The organism is Limnohabitans sp., assembly GCF_040400975.1.
Lineage (GTDB): Bacteria > Pseudomonadota > Gammaproteobacteria > Burkholderiales > Burkholderiaceae_C > Limnohabitans_A.
In genome coordinates, this window is the sequence record NZ_JBBAPF010000018.1 from 30572 (window position 1) to 54330 (window position 23759).

At 56.8% G+C, this 23759-nt stretch carries 20 protein-coding genes; 6 read left to right on the forward strand and 14 right to left on the reverse strand.

The genetic code is table 11. The features are described from left to right. Positions 1–29 precede the first annotated feature (29 nt). From ABWQ00_RS11190 to ABWQ00_RS11245, 12 genes are all read right to left on the reverse strand, one after another. Positions 30–461: a PaaI family thioesterase gene (locus ABWQ00_RS11190; RefSeq protein ID WP_353238757.1), complete on the reverse strand. Its 432-nt coding sequence runs from the start codon at positions 459–461 to the stop codon at positions 30–32. Between the two features lie 17 nt (positions 462–478). After that, positions 479–1270 (reverse strand): SDR family oxidoreductase, encoded by a 792-nt coding sequence (locus ABWQ00_RS11195; protein WP_353238758.1) that lies wholly within the window; start codon positions 1268–1270, stop codon positions 479–481. 23 nt (positions 1271–1293) lie between these two features. Continuing rightward, positions 1294–1599 (reverse strand): Dabb family protein, encoded by a 306-nt coding sequence (locus ABWQ00_RS11200; RefSeq protein WP_353238759.1) that lies wholly within the window; start codon positions 1597–1599, stop codon positions 1294–1296. After that, the gene (locus ABWQ00_RS11205; RefSeq protein ID WP_353238760.1) at positions 1599–3440 is read right to left on the reverse strand and encodes an acyl-CoA dehydrogenase; all 1842 of its coding nucleotides are present in this window, start codon (positions 3438–3440) and stop codon (positions 1599–1601) included. Before ABWQ00_RS11205 ends, ABWQ00_RS11200 begins: the two co-directional genes overlap by 1 nt. A gap of 98 nt (positions 3441–3538) precedes the next feature. Next, positions 3539–4714 (reverse strand): acetyl-CoA C-acyltransferase, encoded by a 1176-nt coding sequence (locus ABWQ00_RS11210; RefSeq protein ID WP_353238761.1) that lies wholly within the window; start codon positions 4712–4714, stop codon positions 3539–3541. Positions 4715–4774: 60 nt separating this feature from the next. Continuing rightward, entirely contained in the window at positions 4775–6886 is a 2112-nt protein-coding gene (locus tag ABWQ00_RS11215) for a 3-hydroxyacyl-CoA dehydrogenase NAD-binding domain-containing protein (protein WP_353238762.1), read from the reverse strand. A 121-nt stretch (positions 6887–7007) separates the two neighbouring features. Beyond that, positions 7008–7703: an ABC transporter ATP-binding protein gene (locus tag ABWQ00_RS11220; protein ID WP_353238763.1), complete on the reverse strand. Its 696-nt coding sequence runs from the start codon at positions 7701–7703 to the stop codon at positions 7008–7010. Further along, positions 7703–8473 carry an ABC transporter ATP-binding protein gene (locus tag ABWQ00_RS11225; RefSeq protein WP_353238764.1) on the reverse strand — a complete coding sequence of 257 codons (771 nt, stop codon included), beginning with the start codon at positions 8471–8473 and terminating at the stop codon, positions 7703–7705. Before ABWQ00_RS11225 ends, ABWQ00_RS11220 begins: the two co-directional genes overlap by 1 nt. Then, entirely contained in the window at positions 8470–9762 is a 1293-nt protein-coding gene (locus ABWQ00_RS11230; protein ID WP_353238765.1) for a branched-chain amino acid ABC transporter permease, read from the reverse strand. The genes ABWQ00_RS11225 and ABWQ00_RS11230 overlap by 4 nt, the downstream gene beginning before the upstream one ends. A 3-nt stretch (positions 9763–9765) precedes the next feature. After that, positions 9766–10800 (reverse strand): branched-chain amino acid ABC transporter permease, encoded by a 1035-nt coding sequence (locus ABWQ00_RS11235; RefSeq protein WP_353238766.1) that lies wholly within the window; start codon positions 10798–10800, stop codon positions 9766–9768. Between the two features lie 187 nt (positions 10801–10987). Next, the gene (locus ABWQ00_RS11240; protein WP_353238767.1) at positions 10988–12220 is read right to left on the reverse strand and encodes a branched-chain amino acid ABC transporter substrate-binding protein; all 1233 of its coding nucleotides are present in this window, start codon (positions 12218–12220) and stop codon (positions 10988–10990) included. Between the two features lie 127 nt (positions 12221–12347). Beyond that, entirely contained in the window at positions 12348–13976 is a 1629-nt protein-coding gene (locus ABWQ00_RS11245) for a 3-(methylthio)propionyl-CoA ligase (protein WP_353238768.1), read from the reverse strand. A 120-nt stretch (positions 13977–14096) separates the two neighbouring features. Between ABWQ00_RS11245 and ABWQ00_RS11250 the strand changes: the two genes are divergently transcribed. The 6 genes from ABWQ00_RS11250 to ABWQ00_RS11275 all read left to right on the forward strand — a co-directional run bounded on the left by ABWQ00_RS11250 (position 14097) and on the right by ABWQ00_RS11275 (position 19941). Next, entirely contained in the window at positions 14097–15644 is a 1548-nt protein-coding gene (locus ABWQ00_RS11250; protein WP_353238769.1) for a protein adenylyltransferase SelO, read from the forward strand. Next, a complete protein-coding gene (gene msrB, locus ABWQ00_RS11255; RefSeq protein ID WP_353238770.1) occupies positions 15641–16048 on the forward strand; it encodes a peptide-methionine (R)-S-oxide reductase MsrB in 408 nt (135 codons plus the stop codon). The genes ABWQ00_RS11250 and msrB overlap by 4 nt, the downstream gene beginning before the upstream one ends. Before the next feature lie 43 nt (positions 16049–16091). Further along, positions 16092–16649 (forward strand): septation protein A, encoded by a 558-nt coding sequence (locus tag ABWQ00_RS11260; protein WP_353238771.1) that lies wholly within the window; start codon positions 16092–16094, stop codon positions 16647–16649. Next, positions 16646–16918: a BolA family protein gene (locus tag ABWQ00_RS11265; RefSeq protein ID WP_353238772.1), complete on the forward strand. Its 273-nt coding sequence runs from the start codon at positions 16646–16648 to the stop codon at positions 16916–16918. The genes ABWQ00_RS11260 and ABWQ00_RS11265 overlap by 4 nt, the downstream gene beginning before the upstream one ends. Positions 16919–17010: 92 nt before the next feature. After that, positions 17011–17784 carry a peptidylprolyl isomerase gene (locus tag ABWQ00_RS11270; RefSeq protein WP_353238773.1) on the forward strand — a complete coding sequence of 258 codons (774 nt, stop codon included), beginning with the start codon at positions 17011–17013 and terminating at the stop codon, positions 17782–17784. Positions 17785–17970: 186 nt separating this feature from the next. After that, positions 17971–19941 (forward strand): peptidase U32 family protein, encoded by a 1971-nt coding sequence (locus ABWQ00_RS11275; RefSeq protein ID WP_353238774.1) that lies wholly within the window; start codon positions 17971–17973, stop codon positions 19939–19941. A gap of 11 nt (positions 19942–19952) precedes the next feature. On the opposite strand, the gene ABWQ00_RS11280 is transcribed toward ABWQ00_RS11275, so the two are convergent. Together ABWQ00_RS11280 and ABWQ00_RS11285 are read right to left on the reverse strand one after the other, a co-directional pair. Beyond that, entirely contained in the window at positions 19953–20246 is a 294-nt protein-coding gene (locus tag ABWQ00_RS11280) for a cystatin family protein (protein ID WP_353238775.1), read from the reverse strand. Between the two features lie 105 nt (positions 20247–20351). Beyond that, the gene (locus ABWQ00_RS11285; protein WP_353238776.1) at positions 20352–23750 is read right to left on the reverse strand and encodes a DEAD/DEAH box helicase; all 3399 of its coding nucleotides are present in this window, start codon (positions 23748–23750) and stop codon (positions 20352–20354) included. Positions 23751–23759 lie beyond the last annotated feature (9 nt).

The following is a 23759-nucleotide window of genomic DNA, read 5'->3' on the forward strand; positions in this document are numbered from 1 at the left end:
AAAAAACTCCGGTGTAAAAGAAGAAAAAGTCAATCGGTGGGCAAACTGCCCGATGGTTCACTGTTGTGACGTGCCTTGTATTTGAAGGTGCCGGTGGCATGGGCACACAAACGACCCTCAGCATCAAAAATACGGCCTTCTGTGAAAGCCATGCTGCGGGTGCGGTGCATCAACTGACCCAGACCCGTCAATTTTTGACCTGGTGCCACTTTGGCAGGCTGCATGAAACTGGTTTTCATCTCGATGGTGACCACGCCCATGCCCACCTCGACACTGCGGGCGGCAGTGGCCATGACCACATCCAGCAGCGCCATCACAGCGCCTCCGTGGGTGACATCAAAAGAATTGAGATGTTCTGGCTTGGGTGCATAGTGAAGTTCGGATTGACCGCCTTCAAATTTTTCGAGGGTGAAGCCCAGATGCTCCACAAATGGAATGGTCGCGCCGAAAGGAATGCTCATGCTGTTGATGGCCAGAATCAACCACCAATGATGGCGCTGACACCACCATCCACCGCCAGCCATTGACCTGTGATGTGCTTGCCCGCGTCGGATGCAAACAAAACGGCCAAACCTTTGAGGTCTTCATCGTCACCCAAACGGCGCAAAGGTGCGCCTTGCGCCATCTTGTCTGCGCCCAGCTTTTCCAAAAGACCATAGGTCATCTTGCTGGGGAAAAAACCGGGGCAAATGGCGTTGACCGTGATGCCATGTTCACCCCACTCCCCCGCCAAAGCGCGAGTGAAGTTCACCACTGCGCCTTTGGAGGTGTTGTAGGCAACGGTCTTCATCTCGGACGGGTTACCCGCGAGGCCTGCAATGGAGGCCACATTCAGGATCCGGCCCTTGCCACGAGGAATCATGCAGCGCTTGGCCACCTCTTGCGACAAGATGAAGTAGCCGCGCACGTTCAAGTTCATGACCTTGTCCCAAGCTTCCACCGGGTGTTCTTCGGCAGGGGCGCCCCAGGTGGCGCCTGCGTTGTTGACCAAGATGTCGATCGGCCCCATGCGCTCCATGGTTTCTGCCGCCAGGCGGCGGATGTCTTCCTCCTTGCCGCAGTCGGCGGCAATCCAGCGGGCGTCGATGCCAGAGGCTTGCAGTTCGGCTGCAGCTTGCTCCAGGTCGATGGCTTTGCGAGAGCTGAGCATGATCTTGGCGCCGGCCTCGCCCAGGGCATGGGCCATTTGCAGGCCCAGGCCACGCGAGCCTCCTGTGACCAAGGCGACTTGACCGGTCAAGTCGAACAATTGTTGGATGGTGCGTGCCATGGTGTGCTCCTGTTTTGCAAGTCTTATTCGACGATGTAATCCATGCAGCGGCGCTCTTGCACGACCGCTTTCATGAAGGGTTTGATGGCCAGATGATCGGGGTGATTCTGGTAAGCCGCTAGCACCTGTGCGTCATCGAGCAGCATGTGGAGCACCAAATCGTTGGTGCAGTCCATGCCGGAGGTGGCGCTGGCGACTTCGAAAGCGCGGATGCCCGGGACCACCTTGGCGCATGAGAGCAAGAGCGATTTCGCTTTTTCAAGGTTGTGAGCCTTGTCGGCGCCTTCGGCGTGGTCTTTCAAATTCCACATGACGATGTGTCGGAGCATCAGAAGGCCTCTTCAGGCAAGTCGGCGCAAGTCGCATCGCGGCTGCACACCACATTCAGCCATGCCCCGATCTTGGGCAACTCATAACGGAAGAAGTAGCGGCAAGCGGCACGACGGCCCTGCGCTGGCGGGCTGTTGTCATGGCCCAAGCTGCTGGCTACGTCGAGCCAAATCCAGGCAATCACCGTGTGACCAAAGGCTTGCAGGTACGGCACGGCATTGGCCAGGGCCTGGGCAGGCTCTGCGCCCTGCCACGCCATTTGAGTCGCTTGCACGACTTGTTGGAGGGCATCGCGCAATGCAGTGGCCTCTGGGCCCCAGCTTGGTTCGGCTTTGACTGCTGTGGCCAACATGCGCTCAGCCAGCAACTGCAGGCCCCGTCCGTTCTCCATCAAGACCTTGCGGCCCAGCAAGTCCATGGCTTGGATGCCGTGCGTGCCTTCATGGATCATGTTCAAGCGATTGTCGCGCCAGTATTGTTCGACCGGAAAATCCCGGGTATAGCCATAACCGCCGTGGATCTGGATGGCCAGGCTGTTGGCTTCCAAACACCATTCGCTGGGGAAACTTTTAACGATGGGCGTGAGCACTTCGAGCAGCAAACGCGCCACATCGGCGTCGTCAGAAGCGCCCGTGTGTTGCTCGTCCACCAGACGGGCGCAGTACAGGGCCAAAGCCAGAGCGCCTTCGCTGTAAGCCTTTTGCGCAAGCAGCATGCGCTTGATGTCAGCGTGTTCGATGATGCGCACCTGAGTCTGGCTAGCGTCTTTCCCCCCGGTCCCAGTGGGGCGGCCTTGCGGGCGGTTTTTGGCGTAGTCCAAGCTGGCGTAATACCCGGCCATGCCCAACATGGTGGCGGCCATGCCCACGCCGATGCGGGCCTCGTTCATCATGTGGAACATGCAGCGCAGGCCTTCCCCGGGCTTGCCGACGAGGTAGCCCACCGCACCGCTTCCGGCACCGTCTAAGCCTCCACCAGCATCGCCGCGCACAGGGTATTTGCCCTCTCCAAAGTTGAGCAAGGTGTTGGTCGTGCCGCGCCAACCACACTTGTGGTTCAGACCGGCCAGCGCCACGTCGTTGCGCTCGCCTGTCAATTGGCCGTTCGTATCCAACATCTTTTTGGGCACGATAAACAGCGAGATGCCCTTGACGCCGGGCACCAGCTGGCCATGGGCATCCGGGATCTTGGCCAGAACCAAATGGATGATGTTCTCAGAAAGTTCGTGCTCCCCCGACGAGATCCACATCTTGTTGCCCTTGAGGCGGTAACGTGGCCCCAAAGCGTCGGCTTCAAAGCCTTCGCCATCGGGCGTGGCGCGGGTTGTCACATCACTGAGCGAGGAGCCTGCTTGCGGCTCAGACAAGCACATGGTGCCCGAAAAGCGACCAGAAAACTCATTGGCAGCAAACACCTTCTTTTGCAAGTCGGTGCCGTGAACCATCAGCAAATTGGCATTGCCACTGGTCAACATGCCCGATCCAATGCTGACCGAGGCCATGGCAAAAAACGCGTTGGCAGCCGCCTCGACTGTGTAGGGCAGCTGCATGCCACCGATCGCGTAGTCTTGCGCTGCACTCAGCATGCCCGACTCGGCATAGGCCTTGTAAGCGTCGTGCGTGGCTTGAGGAAGTATGACTTTTTCGCCGTCAAAATGCGGCTCCTGGGTATCCACAAGGCGGTTGAACGGGGCGTATTTTTCGCGTGCGATGCGCTCGCAAGTGTCGAGCACCGCATCAAATGTTTCTCGCGAGTGGTCGGCAAAGCGCTCACGGCTTTGCAGGCTTTCAACTTTCAGCCAGTCGTGCAACAAGAAATCAACGGTGGGACGCAAGCTCATGTCAGTTCGTCTCTTCCAAATGAAAAAGGGCAAGAGACATCATGCCCCCTGCCCATGCTTGGATCAGCCATCCAGGCGACAGCCGATGCCGTTCACACTCACAGCACTTCAAAAATGCCGCAAGCGCCCATACCGCCGCCGATGCACATGGTCACTGCCACGCGCTTAGCGCCACGGCGTTTGCCTTCGATCAAGGCGTGGCCCGTCAGGCGCTGGCCCGATACGCCGTAGGGGTGACCCACCGCGATGGCGCCGCCGTTGACGTTCAAACGATCAGCCGGAATGCCCAGTTTGTCGCGGCAATACAGCACCTGCACCGCAAAGGCTTCGTTCAGTTCCCACAAATCGATGTCTTGGACGGTGAGGCCCAAACGCGCCAAGGCTTTGGGCACGGCATAAACTGGGCCAATGCCCATCTCGTCAGGCTCGCAACCGGCCACCGCAAAACCCAAGAAACGTCCCATGGGTTTGAGGCCACGCTGTTCTGCCAGCTTTTCGTCCATCAGCACACAAGCGCCTGCACCGTCCGAAAACTGGCTGGCGTTGCCCGCGCTGACCAGACCTCCGGGCAAGGCCGAGCGCAGGCCACTGATGGCTTCAACGGTCGTTCCCTCACGCAGACCTTCGTCGACACTCACGGTGACTTGCTTGGTGGTCAAACCCATGACCTTGTCCACCACACCCGCTGTCACGGTAATCGGTGCGATTTCGTCGCTGAAGAAACCCGCCGCTTGAGCAGCACAGGCCTTTTGCTGACTGGCTGCGCCATAAGCGTCCATCACGTCACGGCCAATCTTGTAGCGCTTGGCCACTTGCTCAGCCGTTTGCAACATGTTCCAGTAAATCTCCGGCTTCATCTTGGCCAAAGCCAAGTCTTGCATCATGTGCAGATTCATTTCTTGCTGCACGCAAGAGATGCTTTCGACGCCACCGGCGACATACACCTGACCTTCGCCCGCGATGATGCGTTGCGCAGCCAGTGCAATGGTTTGCAGGCCCGAGGAACAAAAGCGATTCACGGTCATGCCCGACACGGAAATCGGCAAACCAGCCTTGAGGGCGATTTGGCGTGCGATGTTCGCACCCGTGGCGCCCTCGGGGCTGGCGCAACCCATGATGACGTCCTCCACCTCAGCGCCATCAATGCCTGCGCGGGCCACAGCGTGTTGTACGGCATGCCCGCCTAAAGTGGCGCCATGGGTCATGTTGAAGGCACCCTTCCAGCTCTTGGCCAAAGGGGTGCGTGCGGTGGATACGATGACAGCATTCGTCATGATGAAAACCTTTCATGTGGGTAAGCAGTCGAAAAAACCGCCTTCCCGAAAATTAAAAAATCAGTTGAATGTCTTGCCTTCGGCCACCAAGCGTGCCAACAGGGGCGCGGGTTGCCAAAACTGGGCGTCGTCGTGCGGATTCTTGGCAAAACGTTTCATGGCTTCGGCCACATTGAACAAGCCAATGGTGTCTGCGTAATTCATGGGGCCACCGCGCCAAATTGGGAAACCGTAACCGGTCATGTACACCATGTCGATGTCGCTGGCCTTGCTGGCAATGCCTTCTTCCAAAATGTGCGCCGCTTCATTGACCAGCGAATAAACCAAGCGTTGCACAATTTCTTCATCTGAAATTTTGCGGGGCGTGATGCCCAGGTCAGCGCGGTGCTTTTCGATCATCTCGACCACCACGGCGCTGGGGATCGCATCGCGTTTGCCAGTTTGGTAGTCGTACCAGCCAGCGCCAGTCTTTTGACCATAACGGCCCATTTCGCACAGCAAGTCAGCGGTTTTGCTGTACTTGAGATTGGGTTTTTCGGTGTAACGGCGCTTGCGAATGGCCCAGCCGATGTCGTTGCCGGCCAGATCGCCCATGCGGAAAGGACCCATGGCAAAACCGAATTTCTCGACCGCTTTGTCGACTTGAGCAGGGGTGCATCCTTCTTCGATCAGGAAACCGGCTTGACGGCTGTACTGCTCGATCATGCGGTTGCCGATGAAACCATCGCACACGCCGGAGACCACCGAGGTCTTCTTGATCTTTTTGCCGATGGCCATGACCGTGGCCAAGACGTCTTTGGCGGTCTTTTCGCCACGCACCACTTCCAAAAGCTTCATGACGTTGGCAGGGCTGAAGAAGTGCATGCCTACCACGTCTTGCGGACGCTGGGTGAAGCTGGCGATCTTGTTCACATCCAAAGTGGAGGTGTTGGACGCCAAAATTGCTCCGGGCTTCATCACACGGTCCAGATCTTTGAAAACAGCCTCTTTAACGCCCATTTCTTCAAACACGGCTTCGATCACCAAATCGGCCTGGCCAATGTCGTCATAGCTCAGCGTGGTGGACAAAAGCGCCATGCGCTCGTCGTACTTTTCCTGTTTGAGCTTGCCTTTTTTGACTTGCGCTTCATAGTTTTTGCGGATGGTGGCCACACCACGGTCCAAGGCCTCTTGCTTCATCTCCAACATCTTGACGGGGATGCCCGCATTGAGGAAGTTCATCGAGATGCCACCGCCCATGGTGCCTGCACCGATCACGGCGATGCTCTTGATGTCGCGCTTGGGGGTATCTTCGGGTACGTCCGGAATTTTGCTGGCCGCACGGTCGGCCATGAAAATGTGTCGCAGTGCACGGCACTCTGGGGTCCACATCAGGTTGATGAAGATTTCACGCTCGAAGACCAAACCTTCCTCGAACTTCTTCTTGGTGGCCGCCTCCACCGCATCCACGCATTTGGCAGGCGCGGGCAGGTTTTTGGCCATGCCTTTGACCATGTTGCGGGCAAACTGAAAGTAAGCGTCGCCTTGCGGGTGCTTGCAAGGCAAATTGCGCACCAAGGGCAAAGGCGAACCATCGGCATGGACGGCCGCCACTTTCTTGGCCATTGCCAAAGCCTCTTCGGCCAGCGATTCAGCAGATTGGGCCATGGCATCGAACAGCTTTTGTCCGGGCAACATGGCCAGCATCTCGCTCTTGATGGCTTCGCCGCTGACGATCATGTTGAGGGCTGGCTCGACACCGATCACGCGTGGCAAACGCTGGGTGCCGCCTGCGCCAGGGATCAAGCCCAATTTGACTTCAGGCAGGGCGATGGATGTACCGGGTGCTGCAATGCGGTAGTGGCAGCCCAGCGCCAACTCAAGACCCCCGCCCATGACCACCGAATGCATGGCGGCAACCACGGGTTTGGCCGAATTTTCGCAAGCCCGGATCACGCTGAGCAAATTGGGCTCTTGCAAGGCTTTGGGAGAGCCAAATTCGCGGATATCAGCGCCGCCCGAAAAAGCTTTACCGGCACCTGTGATCACGATGGCCTTGACGGCAGGGTCGTTGTTGGCTTTTTCCAGGTTGTCGGTGATGCCCACACGAGTGGACAGCCCCAAACCGTTGACAGGCGGGTTCATCAATGTGATGACCGCAACATCACCGTGGACTTTGTATTCAGCTGTCATGCTGGAGTTCCTTAGATAAAAATGAAAAAAGAACGACCGTTCGTTTATTCGCATTGTAGGCAAAAAAAAGGGCAACTGAAAGAGTTTTGTCGCCCTTGAGACCCGCCTACACCTGAGGTGATCACACCTCCAGCCATTCCTTGCGGATGTAGCTGTTGGCCCTTAACTCATCGGGCGTGCCCTCAAACACAATGCTGCCGTGACCCATGACCAATGCTCTGTCAGAGATGTTCATGGCGATGGTCAGTTTTTGTTCAATGAGCAGCACCGACACACCACGGGTTTTGAGACTTTGCAGAAATTGCCCCACAAGCGCCACAATTTTGGGCGCCAATCCTTCGGTAGGCTCGTCAATGATGATGAGATCTGGATCGCCCATGAGTGTTCGGCACAAAGTCAGCATCTGCTGCTCACCTCCAGACAGCACGCCGGCTTCGGTGTGCTCTCGCTCCTTCAGGCGGGGGAACATGTTGAACATGTCTTCAAATGACCAGCGGCCATTTTTGCCACTGCGCTTTTGGCCCAGCTGCAAGTTTTGGTGAACCGTGAGTTTGGGGAAGATCTCACGGTTTTCTGGCACATAGCCCAAACCTTGGTGGGCGATTTCAAAAGCTTTTTTGCCTTGAATCGCTTGGCCCTTCCAGTCAATGCGACCTTGGCACTCGACCAAGCCCATGATGGCTTTGGCGGTGGTTGAGCGACCAGAACCGTTGCGCCCCAAAAGCGCCACGATTTCACCGGGCGCCACATCGAAGTTGACACCATGCAAAACATGGCTTTTGCCGTAATAAGCATGCAGGTTTTCGATTTTCAGCATCAGTGGCCTCCTGCTTCGTTGTCTGCAACCGGTGAGCCCAAATAGGCCTCTTGGACTTTCGGGTTGGCACGGACCAACTCCGGCGTGTCAAAGGCGATCACCTCGCCATACACCACCACTGCGATCTTGTCGGCCAAGCCAAACACCACCCCCATGTCGTGCTCAACGGTCAGCAGGGTTTTGCCCACAGTCACCTCTTTGATCAGCTGGATGAAACGCGTGGTTTCACTTTTGCTCATGCCAGCGGTGGGTTCGTCCAACAAAATGACATCGGCACCACCTGCGATCGTCACGCCGATCTCCAACGCACGTTGTTCGGCATAGGTCAGGTTCATCGCCAAGACATCTCGTTTTTTGTCCAAGTGGATCATGTCGAGCAGCTGGTCCGTGCGCTCATTGGCATCTTTCAATCCTGACAAAAACTTGATGAAGGTGTACTTGTAGCCCAAGCTCCAGAGCACAGCACAGCGCAAATTTTCAAACACACTCAGCTTGGGGAAGATATTGGTGATCTGAAAGCTGCGCGACAAACCCATGCGGTTGATCTCATAGGGTGTTTTGTTTTGGATGCGCTGGCCGTTGAGCAAGATGTCTCCGCTGGTCGGACCAAATCGACCGCTGATCAAATTGAACAGGGTTGATTTGCCTGCACCATTGGGGCCGATCACAGCGACGCGCTCACCGGCCTCTACGGCCAGATCGACGCCCCGAATGATTTCGGTTTTGCCAAAGTTCTTGCGAACGTCTTTAAGTTCTAGGGCGTAACTCATACAGCAGTCTCCCTTCGCTTGATTTCTTTTTCGATTTCCGTCTGAATTTCACCCCAATCACGGGCAAACTGGCGACGCGTCAACTCAAACAAACCCAAACCAGTCAGCATGACAAAGGCTGAGCCAAACCAGCTGTCAAAGCCTCTTGCATTCAAGCTGGCCCCCATGAATTTCACCGTGTCACCCAGAGCTGAGTTGAGCTGCAAGTGGTACACCATTTCAATCATGGCACCCGCACCAGCGAGCATGACGATGGCCGTCACGCCCAAAGCCACATAGGTGGTCCAGAGTTGGCGCAGCTTTCCAAACTTGGCCACGCGCAGATTCATCATGATCAAACTGGCAATACCGCCAGGTGCATACATCACCATGAACAAGAAGATCAATCCCAGATACAACAACCAAGCCTTGGTCAACTCAGACAGCAATACAAAGGCGATGATCATCAAAATACCGCCGATGATGGGGCCGAAGAAGAAAGTCGCCCCCCCCAAAAACGTGAACAGCAAATAGGCACCCGAGCGTGCTGCCCCTACGACTTCTGCGGTCACGATTTCGAAGTTGAGAGCGCCCAAGCCGCCTGCAATGCCGGCAAAAAAGCCGGAAATGATGAAAGCCGTGTAACGCACACGCTGCGTGTTGTAACCGATGAACTCAACGCGCTCAGGGTTGTCGCGCACCGCATTGAGGATGCGGCCCAAGGGGGTTTGGGTAAAGGCATACATGAGCGCCACACACACAAAGGTGTAGATGGCAATCAGGTAGTAAACCTGAATTTGTTGGGCAAAGGTGATGCCGAAGAACGGTTGTCCTGTCACGCGGTTGCCCGAGACACCCGCCTCTCCGCCAAAAAACTCTGAAAACATGAGCGACATGGCAAAAACCAGTTCGGCCACACCCAGGGTGATCATGGCAAAGGGCGTGCCGGATTTGCGCGTGGTCACCCAGCCCAGCAAAATGGCAAAGCCCATGCCGGCCAGCCCCCCCACGATGGGCAGCAAACTCACGGGGATGTGCAACTTGCCGCCGGTGACGGCATTCAAGGCGTGGATGGCCATGTAAGAGCCCAACCCGGTGTAGACCGCGTGGCCAAAGCTGAGCATGCCGCCCTGCCCCAAGAGCATGTTGTAAGACAGGCAGGCAATGATGGCAATGCCCATTTGCGCCAACATGGTGATCGACAAATTGCTGGTGAACACCATGGGCGCAAACACCAAGACCAATGCAAAAGTGCTCCAGATGATCCAACGCGCAACGTTGTAGGGTTTGAATTTGTAAACAGCAGCCATGGCTTAACCTTCACGTGTGCCCAAGAGGCCTTTGGGCCGGAAAATCAGGATCAGCACCAAAAACAAGAACGGCAATATAGGTGCCACTTGAGACAGCGTGAGCTTGGCAAAAGAGTTTTCTTGTGTCGCGGCTGACAAGGCCCAGCCCATGTCCTTGGCCAATGTGAGGAAGGAGTAATCAATTGCCACAGCAAAGGTCTGGATCACGCCAATCAAAATCGAGGCCAAGAAAGCACCCGACAAAGAGCCCATACCGCCCACCACCACCACCACAAAAATCACCGACCCGACGGTGGCGGCCATGGCGGGCTCGGTGACGAAAGTGCTGCCACCAATGACACCCGCCAAGCCGGCCAAGCCTGTACCGGCGGCAAAAACCAACATGAAAACCCGGGGTACGTTGTGGCCCAAGGCTTCGACCATCTCGGGGTGAGTCAAAGCCGCTTGAATCACCAGACCAATGCGGGTGCGTGTGAGCAGCAACCACAAAGACAAGAGCATCAAGATAGCCACCAACATCATGAAGCCCCGTGTTGCTGGGAAGGGTGAACACACCAAACGCACTGCAGCATCAGCCGACGCACAAGCCTCTGCGGGAGCCGCACCCCAAACAAAACTGAGGCCATCGACAGAATGGTTGATCAGGGTGAAGGCCGAACTGCGCAAAAGTTCAGGTGGCGGAAACTCAACAGCAGATCGCCCCCATACAAGCTGAATTAATTCAACAATGACATAGGAAAGACCGAAAGTAACCAACAGCTCAGGAACATGTCCAAATGGATGTACTTTGCGAAGAGAAACTCTCTCGAATAACGCTCCGCATGCGCCGACCAATAAAGGAGCAATGAAAAGTGCAGGCCAGAAACCTATCCAGCCGGACAGTGTGTGACCAAAATAGGCGCCAACCATGTAAAAACTGGCGTGTGCAAAGTTGAGCACGCCCATCATGCTGAAAATCAGCGTCAGGCCTGAGCTGAGCATGAAGAGCAACAGTCCGTAACTGAGACCGTTGAGCATGGAGATGATGAAAAACTCCATAAAAACTTTCCAGACCTTCAAGGGTCTAACTGCGTTACCGAAAGTGGGTCAGATCAACCGACCCAATGAAGGGATGCAAAAAACAAAAGACCCGATGAACGCGTGTTGATCGGGTCTGGGCCCACACTGCAAGGCGATGACTGAACGTCAACCCCTTGCAAAATTGAACGGTGTTGACGTCCCGTGTTTAGCTTGGACGCTTCATCTGGCAGCTGGTGGGTGTGCTGGAGATGAACGATGGGAATTGCTTGACAGGAGCCAAGGTCATTCCCGTGTTCTCTGGGCTGTAAGGGAACTTCTTGTCGGCTTTTTGCCAGACAGTCATCCACAAAGGTTGCTGCAGCTGGTGGTCGGTTTTGCGCATTTGGACCTCACCATGGTAACTGTTGAAGGTCAAACCAGAGAGGGCCGCTGCCACTTTGACTGGATCGGTCGATTTGGCTTTCGCCATTGCTGTGCCCAGTGCGTTGTAAATCGAAATAATTGAGCCAGTGTAGAAATCATCGTTGAACTTGGTCTTGAACTCGGCCATCCATTTGCCCATGTCACCACCCATGTTGTAGTGGTTGTAGGAAATTTGATAAACACGACCCGCACCATTTTGACCGAGGGCAGTCGGTGTGCCCGTCACACCGGTGTAATAGGTATAGAACTTGCCGTTGTAACCGCCTTCGTTGGCCGCCTTGATCAGCAAGGCCAAGTCAGAGCCCCAGTTGCCAGTGATCACAGTGTCGGCACCCGAAGCCTTGATTTTGGCGATGTAAGGTGCGAAATCACGCACTTGCGCCAGAGGATGCAGGTCCTCGCCCACGATTTTCACATCGGGCATCTTGCGCGCGATGTTTTCCTTGGCATAACGAACAACTTGATGGCCATGAGAATAATTCTGATTGAGCAGATAGATGTTCTTGATGTCTTTCTGGTCTTTCATGAACGTGGTCATGGCCTCGATCTTCATGGACGTGTCAGCATCAAAGCGGAAATGCCAGTAGCTGCACTTGCTGTTGGTGAAGTCTGGATCGACCGCCGAGTGGTTCAAGAAAATAACTTCTTTACCGGGGTTGCGTTCATTGTGCTTGTTCACAGCGTCAATAAGAGCACCAGCAATGCCAGAGCTATTGCCTTGAGTGATGTAACGCACGCCTTGGTCCATGGCGGCTTTGAGCGCGTTCAGGCTTTCGGCGGGGCTCAACTTGTTGTCAATGCCGATCACTTCAAACTTCACGCCTGCTGGGTTGGTTTTGCTGAACTTTTCTGCAAAGAACTGAAAGCTTTTGAGCTGGTTGCTGCCCACAGGTGCCATCAAACCCGACAAAGGATCAATCCAGGCGATTTTGACGGTTTCGCCCTTTTGTGCGTAAGCACCGAGACTGCTGACGGCCAAAGCGGTGGCAGCGATCAAACGGATGGTGGATTTCATGACAAGGTCTCCTGCGTTGTGAAAGTATGACCATCGAAGCGTAACCTCTGGCCAAAGAAAATCGCTCGGGGTTTGCCCCTAAGGCGTATCACACCCGCGACTTTTAATCTTCAATTCATGATCGCGCTCAAAGCCCAGGCAATACGTAGTTGGCCAATTGCTCACGCAGTCGCGTCTTGAGCATCTTGCCGGTGCCACCCAAAGGAATGGCATCAACAAAGACCACGTCGTCCGGGATTTGCCATTTGGCGGTTTTGCCATCGTAAAAAGCGATCAGTTCCTCACGGCTGACTTCGGCACCCGGTTTTTTGACCACACACACAATCGGACGCTCGTCCCACTTGGGGTGGCGCATACCGATGCAAGCGGCCATGGCCACTGCCGGATGGGCCATGGCGATATTTTCCACATCAATGGAGCTGATCCACTCGCCCCCAGACTTGATCACGTCTTTGCTGCGGTCCGTGATTTGCATGAAGCCGTCGGCATCGATCGTAGCCACATCGCCTGTGGGGAACCAGCCATCCGCCAAAGGGTCACCGCCTTCTTGCTTGAAATAAGTGGCAATCACCCAAGGGCCCTTGACCAAGAGATCGCCTGCTGCCTTGCCATCGTGCGGCAGCGCCTGACCATGGGTATCCACGATCTTCATGTCGATGCCGTAGATGCAACGCCCTTGTTTCATGCGCAACTTCATTTGAGCGCCAGCAGGCAAGCCCAAGTGCTTGTTTTTCAAAGTACATACGGTGCCCAAGGGGCTCATTTCGGTCATGCCCCAAGCGTGCAAGACATCCACCCCGTAGTCCTCTCGGAATGCATCGATCATGGCGGGCGGACAGGCCGAGCCGCCAATCACCGTGCGCTGAAGAGTGTTGAACTTCAAGCCAGCTGGCTTCATGTGGCCCAGCAACATTTGCCACACCGTGGGAACACCGGCTGCAAAACTCACGCCTTCAGATTCGATCAGCTCGTACACCGATTTGCCGTCCAAGGCGGGGCCCGGAAACACCAGCTTGGCACCTGCCATGGCGGCGCTGTAAGGAATACCCCAAGCATTGACGTGGAACATTGGCACGACAGGCAAGATGGCGTCTCGAGCAGAAATGCACATCGAGTCGGGCAAAGCGGCGGCGTACGCATGCAAAACGGTGGAGCGGTGGCTGTACAAAGCGCCCTTGGGGTTGCCCGTGGTGCCACTGGTGTAGCAAAGGCTGCAAGCGGTGTTTTCATCCAGCTGCGGCCAGCTGTAGGTGTTGGGTTGCGGCTTGATCCAAGCCTCATAGCTGAGCAAATTGGGAATGCCCGTGTCGGCGGGCAGTTTGTCGGCATCGCACAAGGCCACGTAATGGGTCACGGTCTTGCAATGGGCATGCAGAGCCTGAACCAATGGCAAAAATGTCATGTCGAAACACAAGACTTGGTCTTCGGCGTGGTTGGCAATCCAGGCCATCTGCTCAGGGTGCAAGCGTGGATTGATGGTGTGCAGCACCCGTCCCGACCCGCTCACACCAAAGTACAGCTCCAGATGGCGATAACCATTCCAGGCGAGTGTGGCGATGCGCGCCCCTTGGGGCACGCTTTGCGCGTCCAACGCATTGGCCACTTGGCGCGAACGCCCAGCCACTCGCGCCCAATCACTGCGGTGGATGTCACCTTCCACCCGGCGCGAGACGACCTCGCTGTCGCCGTGGTGTTTTTCGGCAAAGTCAATCAAAGAAGAAATCAGCAGTGATTGCTGTTGCATCAGTCCCAGCATGGGGCGTCTCCTGTCAGTTGGGTGGTTCTCAAACCTTGGATTGTGCACTTCGACCTTCGGCGCACTGCCCCTAAAACCCGCCAATCAGCGGGTGCTTGTCAAGGGCGTGACAATCCAAACATGTCAATTGCACCGCCGGATTCGCCCACCACCCCAGCCCAAGACTTGCCTGTGCTGAACTGGACCCACCGTTTGAGCCAACTGGGCTCGCGGTTTTTCACCCCTTTGCAACCTAGCCCATTGGCGGCGCCTGCTTGGGCCGCCTGCAACGAAGATTTGCGCCTTCAATTGGGCTGGCCTGCCGAATTGTTTGACGAGGCGCATCTGCAAGCCTTCGCGGGCAATGCCCTCATGCCAGGGTCTAAAGCTTTGGCCACCGTTTACAGCGGGCACCAATTTGGCCAATGGGCGGGTCAGCTGGGCGACGGCCGTGCCATTTGGCTGGGCGAGGCCCAATCCACCCTTGGACCGCAAGAGATCCAGCTCAAAGGCGCGGGGCGCACGCCCTATTCGCGTGGCGGGGACGGCCGTGCGGTGCTGCGCTCCAGCATCCGCGAGTACTTGTGCAGTGAAGCCATGCACGGTCTGGGCATTGCCACCACCCGTGCGCTGTGTCTGGTGGCGTCCCCTGAGCCGGTGCGCCGCGAAACCATCGAAAGCGCCGCCGTGGTGGCGCGGGTCGCACCCAGTTTTTTGCGATTTGGACACTTTGAACACTTTTCGGCCCAAGGTGACATCGACAGCCTGCGCAGCTTGGCGGACCACGCCATCCGCCACCATTTGCCCGAATGCCAAGAACGTGCATCACTTTGGCAAGGCAATGTTTACGCCGCCCTGCTGGATGTGGTGCAAGAGCGCACGGCCCTGATGCTGGCCCAATGGCAAGCGGTCGGGTTTTGCCACGGGGTGATGAACACCGACAACATGAGCCTGCTGGGCCTGACCATCGACTACGGCCCGTTCCAGTTCATGGACGGCTTTGACCCCGGCCACATTTGCAACCACTCGGACCACCAAGGCCGCTACGCCTATGGCCGCCAACCCAATGTGGCCTATTGGAATTTGTATTGCCTGGCCCAGGCCTTGACCCCGCTGATTGACGACCAAGCGCTCACGCTGCAGGTGCTGGAGGTTTACAAAACACGGTTTCCCCGCGACTTGGGCGACGCGATGCGGGCCAAACTGGGCCTGATCGGCGACTTGGCCCCCGAGTCTGAGCGCGAAGCCGATTGGACATTGGTCGAGGACGTGATGCAGCTCATGGCGGCCGAAAAAGTGGACTTCACGTTGTTCTGGCGTCAATTGAGCCAAGCCGTGGTGCAGCAATCGAAAGCCACCACCTTGACCGATGCGGGCTGGAGCGCCGTGACCGATCTGGTGCTGGACCGCCCTCGCCTGCTGGCTTGGCTGGCGCGCTACACCGAGCGGGCAGGTCAAAGCCACTTTGCGGCCATGGGCCAGCAGATGCTGCGCACCAACCCCAAATTTGTGCTGCGCAACCACTTGGCCGAGATCGCCATTCGCCAAGCCAAAATGGGCGATTTCTCAGAAATCGAAGTCCTTCACAACTTGTTAAAGTCGCCATTCGATGAGCATCCAGGCTTTGATGCCTATGCCGACCTGCCGCCCGACTGGGCGGGCCAACTTGAAATCAGCTGTTCCTCATGAGAAAAATCAACAAAACCGACCAAGAATGGCGTGAGCTGCTGGCTGCCAAAGGTGCTGAGCCGGTGGCCTTTGCGGTGACGCGCCAAGCCGCAACCGAGCGCCCCTTCACGGGCAAGTACGAAGGCCATTGGGCTAACGGCATTTACCGCTGCGTCTGCTGCGATGCTGAATTGTTCAAGTCCGACACCAAATTTGACGCAGGTTGCGGCTGGCCCAGCTTTTACCAATCTTCCGTTGAGGGCGCCATAGAAGACCGTGTGGACAACAGCCACGGCATGCGCCGGGTAGAAACCCTTTGCGCCCAATGTGGCGCACATTTGGGGCATGTGTTCGAGGACGGTCCTGCACCGACAGGCTTGCGTTATTGCATGAACTCTGCTTCGTTAGACTTCGAAGCCTCTTGACCCCAACCGACTGTGCAAGACGCTCGGCTTTAGCACTTCACTCATGAAATTCATCCTCGATTTTTTCCCCATTTTGCTGTTTTTTGGGGCTTACAAAATGGCCGATATCTACACCGCTACAGCGGTGCTGATGGGGGCAACTGTGTTGCAAACGGCCATCCTGTACAAACTGGACGGCAAGCTGCAGACCATGCACAAGATCACGCTGGTGCTGGTGCTGGGCTTTGGCGCGCTGACCTTGAGCCTGCACGACGAGCGCTTCATCAAGTGGAAACCCACCCTGCTTTACTCGGGCCTGGCGATGGCCCTGGCTGTGGCGCACTGGTTTTTGAAGAAAAACTTCCTGCACATGCTGCTGGGCACGCAATTGCAACTGCCCCATGCGGTCTGGAACCGCTTGAATCTTTCCTGGATGCTGTATTGCCTGTTCATGGCCACCATCAATGCCTATGTGGCCCACTACTTCAGCACCGAAGACTGGGTCAATTTCAAACTCTGGGGCTATGTTTTCCCCTTGGTGTTCATTTTGGGTCAAGGTATTTACATCTCCAGATACCTGCCCAAAGACAGCGACACCCCCCAAAACACCGACAAAGAATGAACGCCATCACCCCTCCCCTGAGTCAACAAATCCATGCGCGCTTGATGGAGCGACTGCAAGCCACCGAGTTGCGGGTCATTGACGAGAGTGCCGACCACGCAGGCCATGTGGGTGCGAATGACAGCGGTCAAGGCACACACATTCGGGTGTGCATTGCCTCGCCTCTGTTTGCAACACTCAGCCGAGTTCAACGCCACCGGCTTGTGTATGATGCGCTGCAAGATTTCATCGACCAAGGGCTGCACGCTTTGGCCATTGAACTGATCTGAATTTGGGCGGTCACTCGATGTGGCGGCCCCTTTTTTTGAATTCTTTTGTATTTTTACCCCGATTTCGACTTTCTGTATTTGAGGAAAAACCCATGAAAAAGCAATTGTTCAGCGCCGCTTTGGTGGCCCTGCTCGCGGTCCCTGCACTGGCGCAAAATCTGGCCGTGGTCAATGGCAAGCCTGTTCCATCTTCTCGCATCAAAGCCTTGCAACAGCAAGTCGAAGCCTCTGGCCGGCCCATCACGCCCGAAATCATGGCCCAAATCAAGGAAGAGCTCATCGCCCGCGAAGTCTTCATGCAAGAAGCCCGCAAGCGCGGTTTGGACGCCTCTGAGGACTACAAAGTCCAGTTGGAGCTGGCCCGCCAGACGATCCTGATCCGTCAGCTTTTTGCCGACTTCCAAAAGAAGAACCCCGTCACGGATGCTGAAATCAAAGCCGAATACGACAAATTTGTGGCGGCCAATGGCGGTAAGGAATACCGCGCTCGCCACATCTTGGTCGAAAAAGAGGACGAAGCCAAAGCCTTGATTGCCGACATCAAAAAAGGCGCCAAATTTGAAGATTTGGCCAAAAAAGTTTCCAAGGATCCGGGGTCTGGCGCCAACGGTGGTGATCTGGATTGGGCAGCTGCCGGCAGTTATGTGGCCGAGTTTTCGGACGCCATGGTGAAACTGGCCAAGGGCCAGATGACCGATACGCCGGTGAAGAGCCAGTTTGGTTTTCACATCATCCGCGTAGACGATGTGCGTGAGGCCGAGTTGCCCAAACTGAACGACGTCAAACCCCAGATCGCTCAGCAACTGCAACAGCAAAAACTCGGCAACTTCCAAGAGGGTCTTCGCTCCAAAGCCAAGATCCAGTGATCTGGTCTTTGCGGCGATAAAAAACGCGACTTCGGTCGCGTTTTTGTTTTCTGGGCTTCTTTGGTCAAAAGGCATGGGCGCAGGCTGGGGCGATGTGGCAAAGCGAAGCGCCTCTGAGCCCCGGCCAGTACCCGCCGCTTCAGGGCTCCCCAACGCGATACCAGCAAGCTGGGATAATCCCAGCCCATGCAGCCCCACCTCCTCGAACTCCTCGCCCCCGCCCGCACCTTCGACATCGGCATCGAAGCCATCAACCATGGGGCGGACGCGGTCTACATTGGCGGCCCCTCGTTCGGGGCGCGCTCCACGGCCGACAACTCGGTGCAAGACATTGCCAAGCTGGTGGAATACGCCCACCGCTTTCACAGCCGTATCTTTGTCACACTCAACACCATCTTGCGTGACGATGAGCTGGAAGGGGCCCGCAAACTGGCTTGGCAGCTTTATGACGCAGGGGTGGACGCGCTGATCATTCAAGACATGGGGTTGCTGGAGATCGACATGCCGCCGATCCAGCTTCATGCCAGCACCCAAACCGACATCCGCACCCCTGAGAAAGCCAAGTTCTTGCAAGACGCAGGACTTTCGCAAATCGTGCTGGCCCGCGAGTTGACGCTGCCGCAAATCACTGCCATCCGGGATGTGATCGATACCGAACGCACGGTGATCGAATTTTTTGTGCACGGCGCATTGTGCGTGGCTTACAGCGGCCAGTGCTTCATCAGCCACGCCCACACCGGCCGCAGCGCCAACCGGGGCGACTGCTCGCAAGCCTGCCGACTGCCTTACGAAGTCAAAGACTCACAAGGCCGCATCGTGGCGCACGACAAGCATGTGCTGAGCATGAAGGACAACAACCAAAGCGAGAACCTGCGCGATCTGGTGGACGCGGGCATCCGCAGTTTCAAGATCGAAGGCCGCTACAAAGACATGGCCTATGTGAAAAACATCACGGCCCATTACCGCAAGCTGTTCGATGAAGTGCTGAACGAGCGTCCCGAGCTGGCGGCCTCGTCACATGGCCGCACCACCTTCAGTTTTGAGCCCGATCCAAACCAGAACTTCAACCGCGAGTTCACCGACTACTTTGTGCAGGGCCGAAAAGAGGACATTGGTGCCTTTGATACCCCCAAAAACCCCGGCCAGCCGATTGGCTGGGTCAGCAAGGTCACGGCTGAGCACGTCGAAATCACCACCGACGACCCGGCTACCGAGCTGCACAACGGCGATGGCCTGTGCTACTACGACCTGCAAAAGGAACTGGTGGGTTTGCAGATCAACCGCGCCGAAGCACAAACAACCAAGAGCGTGTGGCGACTGTTCCCCAAAGATCCGATGGGCGGCTTCAAGGACTTGCGCAAAGGCGTGCAGATCAACCGCAACCGCGACATGAGCTGGGTGCGAACGCTGGATAAAAAATCGGCCGAACGCCGCATGGGCGTTTGGATGCAGCTGGCTGAAACCAGCAGCGGTCTGCAACTGACCCTGACCGACGAAGCCGGTCACACCGGCACGGCGCAAATGGACATGGCCTGGCAAGCGCCCAAAGACGCGGCCCAAGCCGAGGACAAACTCAAAAACGCCTTGGGCAAATTGGGCGATACCCTTTTTGAGCCGCTGGAGGTGCAAGTTGCCCTGCCCCGCCCTTGGTTTGTACCGCCCTCACAACTCAATGCCCTGCGCCGCGAGGCCATCCAGGCACTTGATGACGCCCGCATCCAGGGCCTTCATCGCTTGCCACGTGCCGTACCGCTCGAGCCGCCTGTCTCTTACCCCGAAGACACCCTCAGCTATTTGGCCAATGTGTTCAACCAAAAAGCGCGTGACTTTTATGCCAAGCATGGTGTCAAAGTCATCGCTGCAGCTTACGAAAGCCAAGAAGAGCTGGGCGAAGTGAGCCTGATGATCACCAAACACTGTGTGCGATTTAGCCTCAGCCTGTGCCCCAAACAGGCCAAAGGCGTGACCGGCGTGCAAGGCACGGTGAAGGCTGAGCCCATGCAACTGATCAATGGCAAGGAAAAACTCACCCTGCGCTTTGACTGCAAACCCTGTGAAATGCATGTGGTCGGCAAGATCAAAAAGTCAGTGATCAACGCCGTGCCCGAAAGCCCAGTGCAGTTTTATAAATCGAGGCCTGTGGTCGGGCTGCACTGATTCTGAGGGGTTCAGTCCTGCCACGCCCAAGACTGCAACTCGTAAACCCCATCAGGCTGACGCCAAACGATGGCTTTGGCGTGCCGCTTCTTTCCCTCCAGCGTCACTTGCAAATCAAGTTCCAACTGCAGGCCAGCCACCACTTGCTGGCGGGCCTGAATCACGTCTTTGTAAAGCACCCTCGCCTTGTTTTGGACCGCAAAGGTCTGCACCGCAAAACGGGCTGCTTCTTGAACATCGGGGCTGAAAGCGTCGGTGGGAACCCAAGCGCCTGCGACAGCGGGGCGGGCTGTATCGGCCGCCATGGGTTTTGTGATGGTTGAGGCTGTGGGCCTCTCGGGACTGCAGGCACTCATCGATACCGCTGTCACGATCAATAAGGCTTTCGACAGCACAGTCCAGCCCATTGATCAGCCCAAGGGCTTGAAGAGTTCGTTCAGGTCCGACTCGCCAAACAGCGGCTCTTTGCGCTGCACGGCACCCGCGTACATGTCTTGGGCCAGCTGGGCTTTGCGCTCTTGCAGGGCCAGCATGCGCTCTTCAATCGTGCCTTGGGCCACCAATTTGAGTACCCAGACGCTTTGGGTCTGGCCGATGCGGTGGGCCCGGTCGGTGGCTTGGTTTTCTACAGCGGGGTTCCACCACGGGTCGAAATGGATCACCGTGTCGGCCTGCGGCAGGTTCAGGCCCACGCCCCCCGCTTTGAGGCTGATGAGGAAGAGTGGCACCTGCCCACTGGTGAACTGGTCGATGATGGTGTCGCGGTTTTTGCTCTGACCCGTGAGCTTGACCCAGGGGATGCCCAGACGCGGCAGTTCTAGCTCGATCAGGCTAAGCATTTGGGTGAACTGCGAAAAAAGCAAAATCTTGCGGCCCTCGGCGACCATCTCGGGCAGCATGTCGAGCAGTTGCTCCAGCTTGGCCGATGGCTTGCCCTGGCTGGCCGCGCCCATTTTGAGCAAACGCGGGTCGCAGCACACCTGGCGCAGCTTGAGCAGCGCATCCAAGATGGTGATTTGCGACTTGGCCAAACCTTGTGCGCTCAGGGCATCGCGAACGGTTTTTTCCATGCCCAGGCGGATGGTTTCGTACAGGTCAGCCTGTTGGCCTTGCAGGGGTACGGGCATCAGGGTTTCGACCTTGGGCGGCAGCTCGCTGGCCACCACGTCTTTGGTCCGGCGCAGCATGAAGGGCGTGATGCGCTTGCGCAGCTGGTCCATTTTTTCGCTGTTGCCTTGGCGCTCAATCGGGTTGCGAAACAGCTCACCAAAGCGCTTATGGCTCCCCAAAAAGCCCGGCATCAAGAAATGAAACAGGCTCCACAGTTCGCCCAAATGGTTTTCCATGGGCGTGCCCGACAGGCACAGGCGATGCGCAGCGGGAATATCGCCCACGGTTTGCGCGGCACGGGTGTTGGCGTTCTTGATGTTTTGCGCCTCGTCCAGCACCAGCAGGTGCCAGTCGGTGGCCAGCCACAACTCACGGTCGCGGTGCAGCAAGGAGTAAGGCGTGAACACGATGTCAAAACCATGGAGGTCTTGAGCGGCGCCATGACGCGTCAGCCCGTGATGGATGTGGGTGATCAAACTGGGGCAAAAGCGGGCCGCTTCGCGTTGCCAATTGCCCAGCAAGCTCAGCGGAGCCACAATGAGGGCAGGCTGAGTGAGGCGACCGGCTTCCTTTTCCGTCAAGATGTGCGCCAGAGTCTGCAGGGTTTTGCCCAAGCCCATGTCGTCGGCCAGAATGCCCGCCAGCTGGTGCGTACGCAAAAACTGCAACCAATTCAGTCCATGCTGCTGGTAAGGCCGCAATGTGGCTTGCAAGCTGGCGGGCACTGGCGCATCAGGCAGGCTGTCGAGGCCACGCATTTGCTGCACCAGCTTCAACAGGCTTTGGGCCCCCGCCCAAGAAACACCTTCACCCAACGAAGCAGCTGTTCTCAAGGCCTCCAAGCGAGACAGGCGCAGTTCCTCGCCACCCCAATCACGACCGCGCTCGGAGAACAGCTCCATGAGCGTGGTCAGCCAAGGTTCAATTTTCGCTGTAGGCAGCTTCACAAAGCCATCGCCTTGCAAATCAGGCAGATACAAAAATGGCGGCAAGTCAGCCATTTCGCCCTCGGCGGTCGCGCTGCTGATTTGCGCGAGCGTTGTCAAAATTGTGGGCACCCAAGGCAGGATGTTCACCCGTTTGCCGTCGATGTCCATGCCCAGCGACAAGTCAAACCAGGGAGAGGTTTCTGGCGCTTTGCCGTCACCCGACAAGTCGATGTGCACATCGTCCGCTTGGCGCAGCCATGTGGAGGTGCCCGAGATGAGGTTCACGTCCAGACCCGCTTGGCGAAGTGATGTAAAGTCGTTCTCGACCCACTCCAGCCAGCGCAGCTGCGAATGCTCGGGGGGCAACATCAGCATGTTGGCGTCGAAAGTGACCAAGCCCAATCCCGCTAAGGCGTCCCAGGCTTGCCGCTCACTGGGCAGGTCACGCAGCAACATGCGCGCTTTTGAGCCCTGCCCCACCATGACGCGGTTTTGGTTGCCCGGCCAAAAGCCGAGGTGGCCGTCGTAGTCAAAGCTCAATTCGGCCAAAAACAGGCCCTGCAAACCCCGATCAGCGGGGTGCGTCGGCGTAATATCGAGCACGGCTCGGGGCTTGACCCCTCGAATTTCAGGCATCTTTTGGATAACGGGCGGCAAAGGTACCGGGCCCAAAAGTTCGAGCAACTGGTTTTGAAACTTGAACGCCACAGTTTCGGGCAACACAGGCGAGTTGGACAAAACTTGCAGCTCGTTGGCGCTCAGACCCTGCGCGTCCAAAGGTCCACAAAGACCTTGCACCTTGTCCATGAAAAAAGGGGGCTGGTTCAAGCCGTACACCACACCTGGGCTCAGCGGTTGCATGCGCAACTGCCAGCCATCGGGTAAGTGGTCTTGGCTTTTGACCTCGTGCCATGACCCCACCAAAGTTTCTGGGGTGTCTTGCCAGCGCAAAGCGATGCCATCTTCCGACACCAAACGACCGGTTTGGCTGCACAGCTTCAACAGGAGCTGTCCGGGCATGCCGTGCAGTTTGACCTCGCTTTGAAAACCGTAGGCGCTGAAACTGCTGGCAGCCGGACAGGCCTTCAACAAGTCAAAAATATCCCGATCCAATGGGCTGCTGGTTTGCCAGATGGGGTCGTGCGGCGGGGGGTCGGTGCTCAGTCTTTTGGCTTTGCCCCACTCGCCATTTCGCTTTTGGGAAGCCCGTTTCACGGCCAAGTGAAACACGGGTTTGTAAGCGGTTTGCACCACAGTCAAGCTGTACACAAATTGGTCATGCGTACTGCCGGGCAAGGTATAAGCGACCGGGCCATTGGCGTTTTCCAAGCGGTTCAGCCAGTCGCGGACCTGGTATTCGGCATGGCTCAAGGCACGTTCTTTTTCCATCTGAGAACGGCGCTCCAGCATCTCTGGCGAAGGACCATCAGGCCCCCATTCATTGAGCAGGGCCAAGCCTTGCATCGAGGCCAAAATGCCCAGCGCCGCGCCATGTTTGCAATAGCGCCCCACTGGGCAGGTGCAGCCACTGCGCCATTCGCTTAAGTTGCCGCCCGCACTCACACGCAGCTCGGCATTGACCGCATAGGGCTGCACATCGTTGCCTTGCACCTGACCTTGCAAACGCCAGCTGTCGCCGTCTGGCGTCAACTGCGAAGACAAGACCTTGTCTTGGAGGTACAAAGTGGTGCCGCGAGACCACGCCCCCTGGTCAAAATAAAAAGCCAGTTGCGAGGGCGGGAACCACTGCCGGGGCGTATCAGACTTCATGTCATCAAG

What these genes read in the sequence shown, in the direction of transcription:
- ABWQ00_RS11225 (WP_353238764.1), bottom strand. Translation starts at nt 8,473, where the DNA reads ATGAGTTACGCCCTAGAACTTAAAGACGTTCGCAAGAACTTTGGCAAA.
- ABWQ00_RS11200 (WP_353238759.1), bottom strand. Translation starts at nt 1,599, where the DNA reads ATGCTCCGACACATCGTCATGTGGAATTTGAAAGACCACGCCGAAGGC.
- ABWQ00_RS11240 (WP_353238767.1), bottom strand. Translation starts at nt 12,220, where the DNA reads ATGAAATCCACCATCCGTTTGATCGCTGCCACCGCTTTGGCCGTCAGC.
- ABWQ00_RS11190 (WP_353238757.1), bottom strand. Translation starts at nt 461, where the DNA reads ATGAGCATTCCTTTCGGCGCGACCATTCCATTTGTGGAGCATCTGGGC.
- ABWQ00_RS11230 (WP_353238765.1), bottom strand. Translation starts at nt 9,762, where the DNA reads ATGGCTGCTGTTTACAAATTCAAACCCTACAACGTTGCGCGTTGGATC.
- ABWQ00_RS11285 (WP_353238776.1), bottom strand. Translation starts at nt 23,750, where the DNA reads ATGAAGTCTGATACGCCCCGGCAGTGGTTCCCGCCCTCGCAACTGGCT.
- ABWQ00_RS11275 (WP_353238774.1), top strand. Translation starts at nt 17,971, where the DNA reads ATGCAGCCCCACCTCCTCGAACTCCTCGCCCCCGCCCGCACCTTCGAC.
- ABWQ00_RS11215 (WP_353238762.1), bottom strand. Translation starts at nt 6,886, where the DNA reads ATGACAGCTGAATACAAAGTCCACGGTGATGTTGCGGTCATCACATTG.
- ABWQ00_RS11205 (WP_353238760.1), bottom strand. Translation starts at nt 3,440, where the DNA reads ATGAGCTTGCGTCCCACCGTTGATTTCTTGTTGCACGACTGGCTGAAA.
- ABWQ00_RS11250 (WP_353238769.1), top strand. Translation starts at nt 14,097, where the DNA reads ATGTCAATTGCACCGCCGGATTCGCCCACCACCCCAGCCCAAGACTTG.
- msrB (WP_353238770.1), top strand. Translation starts at nt 15,641, where the DNA reads ATGAGAAAAATCAACAAAACCGACCAAGAATGGCGTGAGCTGCTGGCT.
- ABWQ00_RS11265 (WP_353238772.1), top strand. Translation starts at nt 16,646, where the DNA reads ATGAACGCCATCACCCCTCCCCTGAGTCAACAAATCCATGCGCGCTTG.
- ABWQ00_RS11195 (WP_353238758.1), bottom strand. Translation starts at nt 1,270, where the DNA reads ATGGCACGCACCATCCAACAATTGTTCGACTTGACCGGTCAAGTCGCC.
- ABWQ00_RS11235 (WP_353238766.1), bottom strand. Translation starts at nt 10,800, where the DNA reads ATGGAGTTTTTCATCATCTCCATGCTCAACGGTCTCAGTTACGGACTG.
- ABWQ00_RS11210 (WP_353238761.1), bottom strand. Translation starts at nt 4,714, where the DNA reads ATGACGAATGCTGTCATCGTATCCACCGCACGCACCCCTTTGGCCAAG.
- ABWQ00_RS11220 (WP_353238763.1), bottom strand. Translation starts at nt 7,703, where the DNA reads ATGCTGAAAATCGAAAACCTGCATGCTTATTACGGCAAAAGCCATGTT.
- ABWQ00_RS11260 (WP_353238771.1), top strand. Translation starts at nt 16,092, where the DNA reads ATGAAATTCATCCTCGATTTTTTCCCCATTTTGCTGTTTTTTGGGGCT.
- ABWQ00_RS11270 (WP_353238773.1), top strand. Translation starts at nt 17,011, where the DNA reads ATGAAAAAGCAATTGTTCAGCGCCGCTTTGGTGGCCCTGCTCGCGGTC.
- ABWQ00_RS11245 (WP_353238768.1), bottom strand. Translation starts at nt 13,976, where the DNA reads ATGCTGGGACTGATGCAACAGCAATCACTGCTGATTTCTTCTTTGATT.
- ABWQ00_RS11280 (WP_353238775.1), bottom strand. Translation starts at nt 20,246, where the DNA reads ATGGCGGCCGATACAGCCCGCCCCGCTGTCGCAGGCGCTTGGGTTCCC.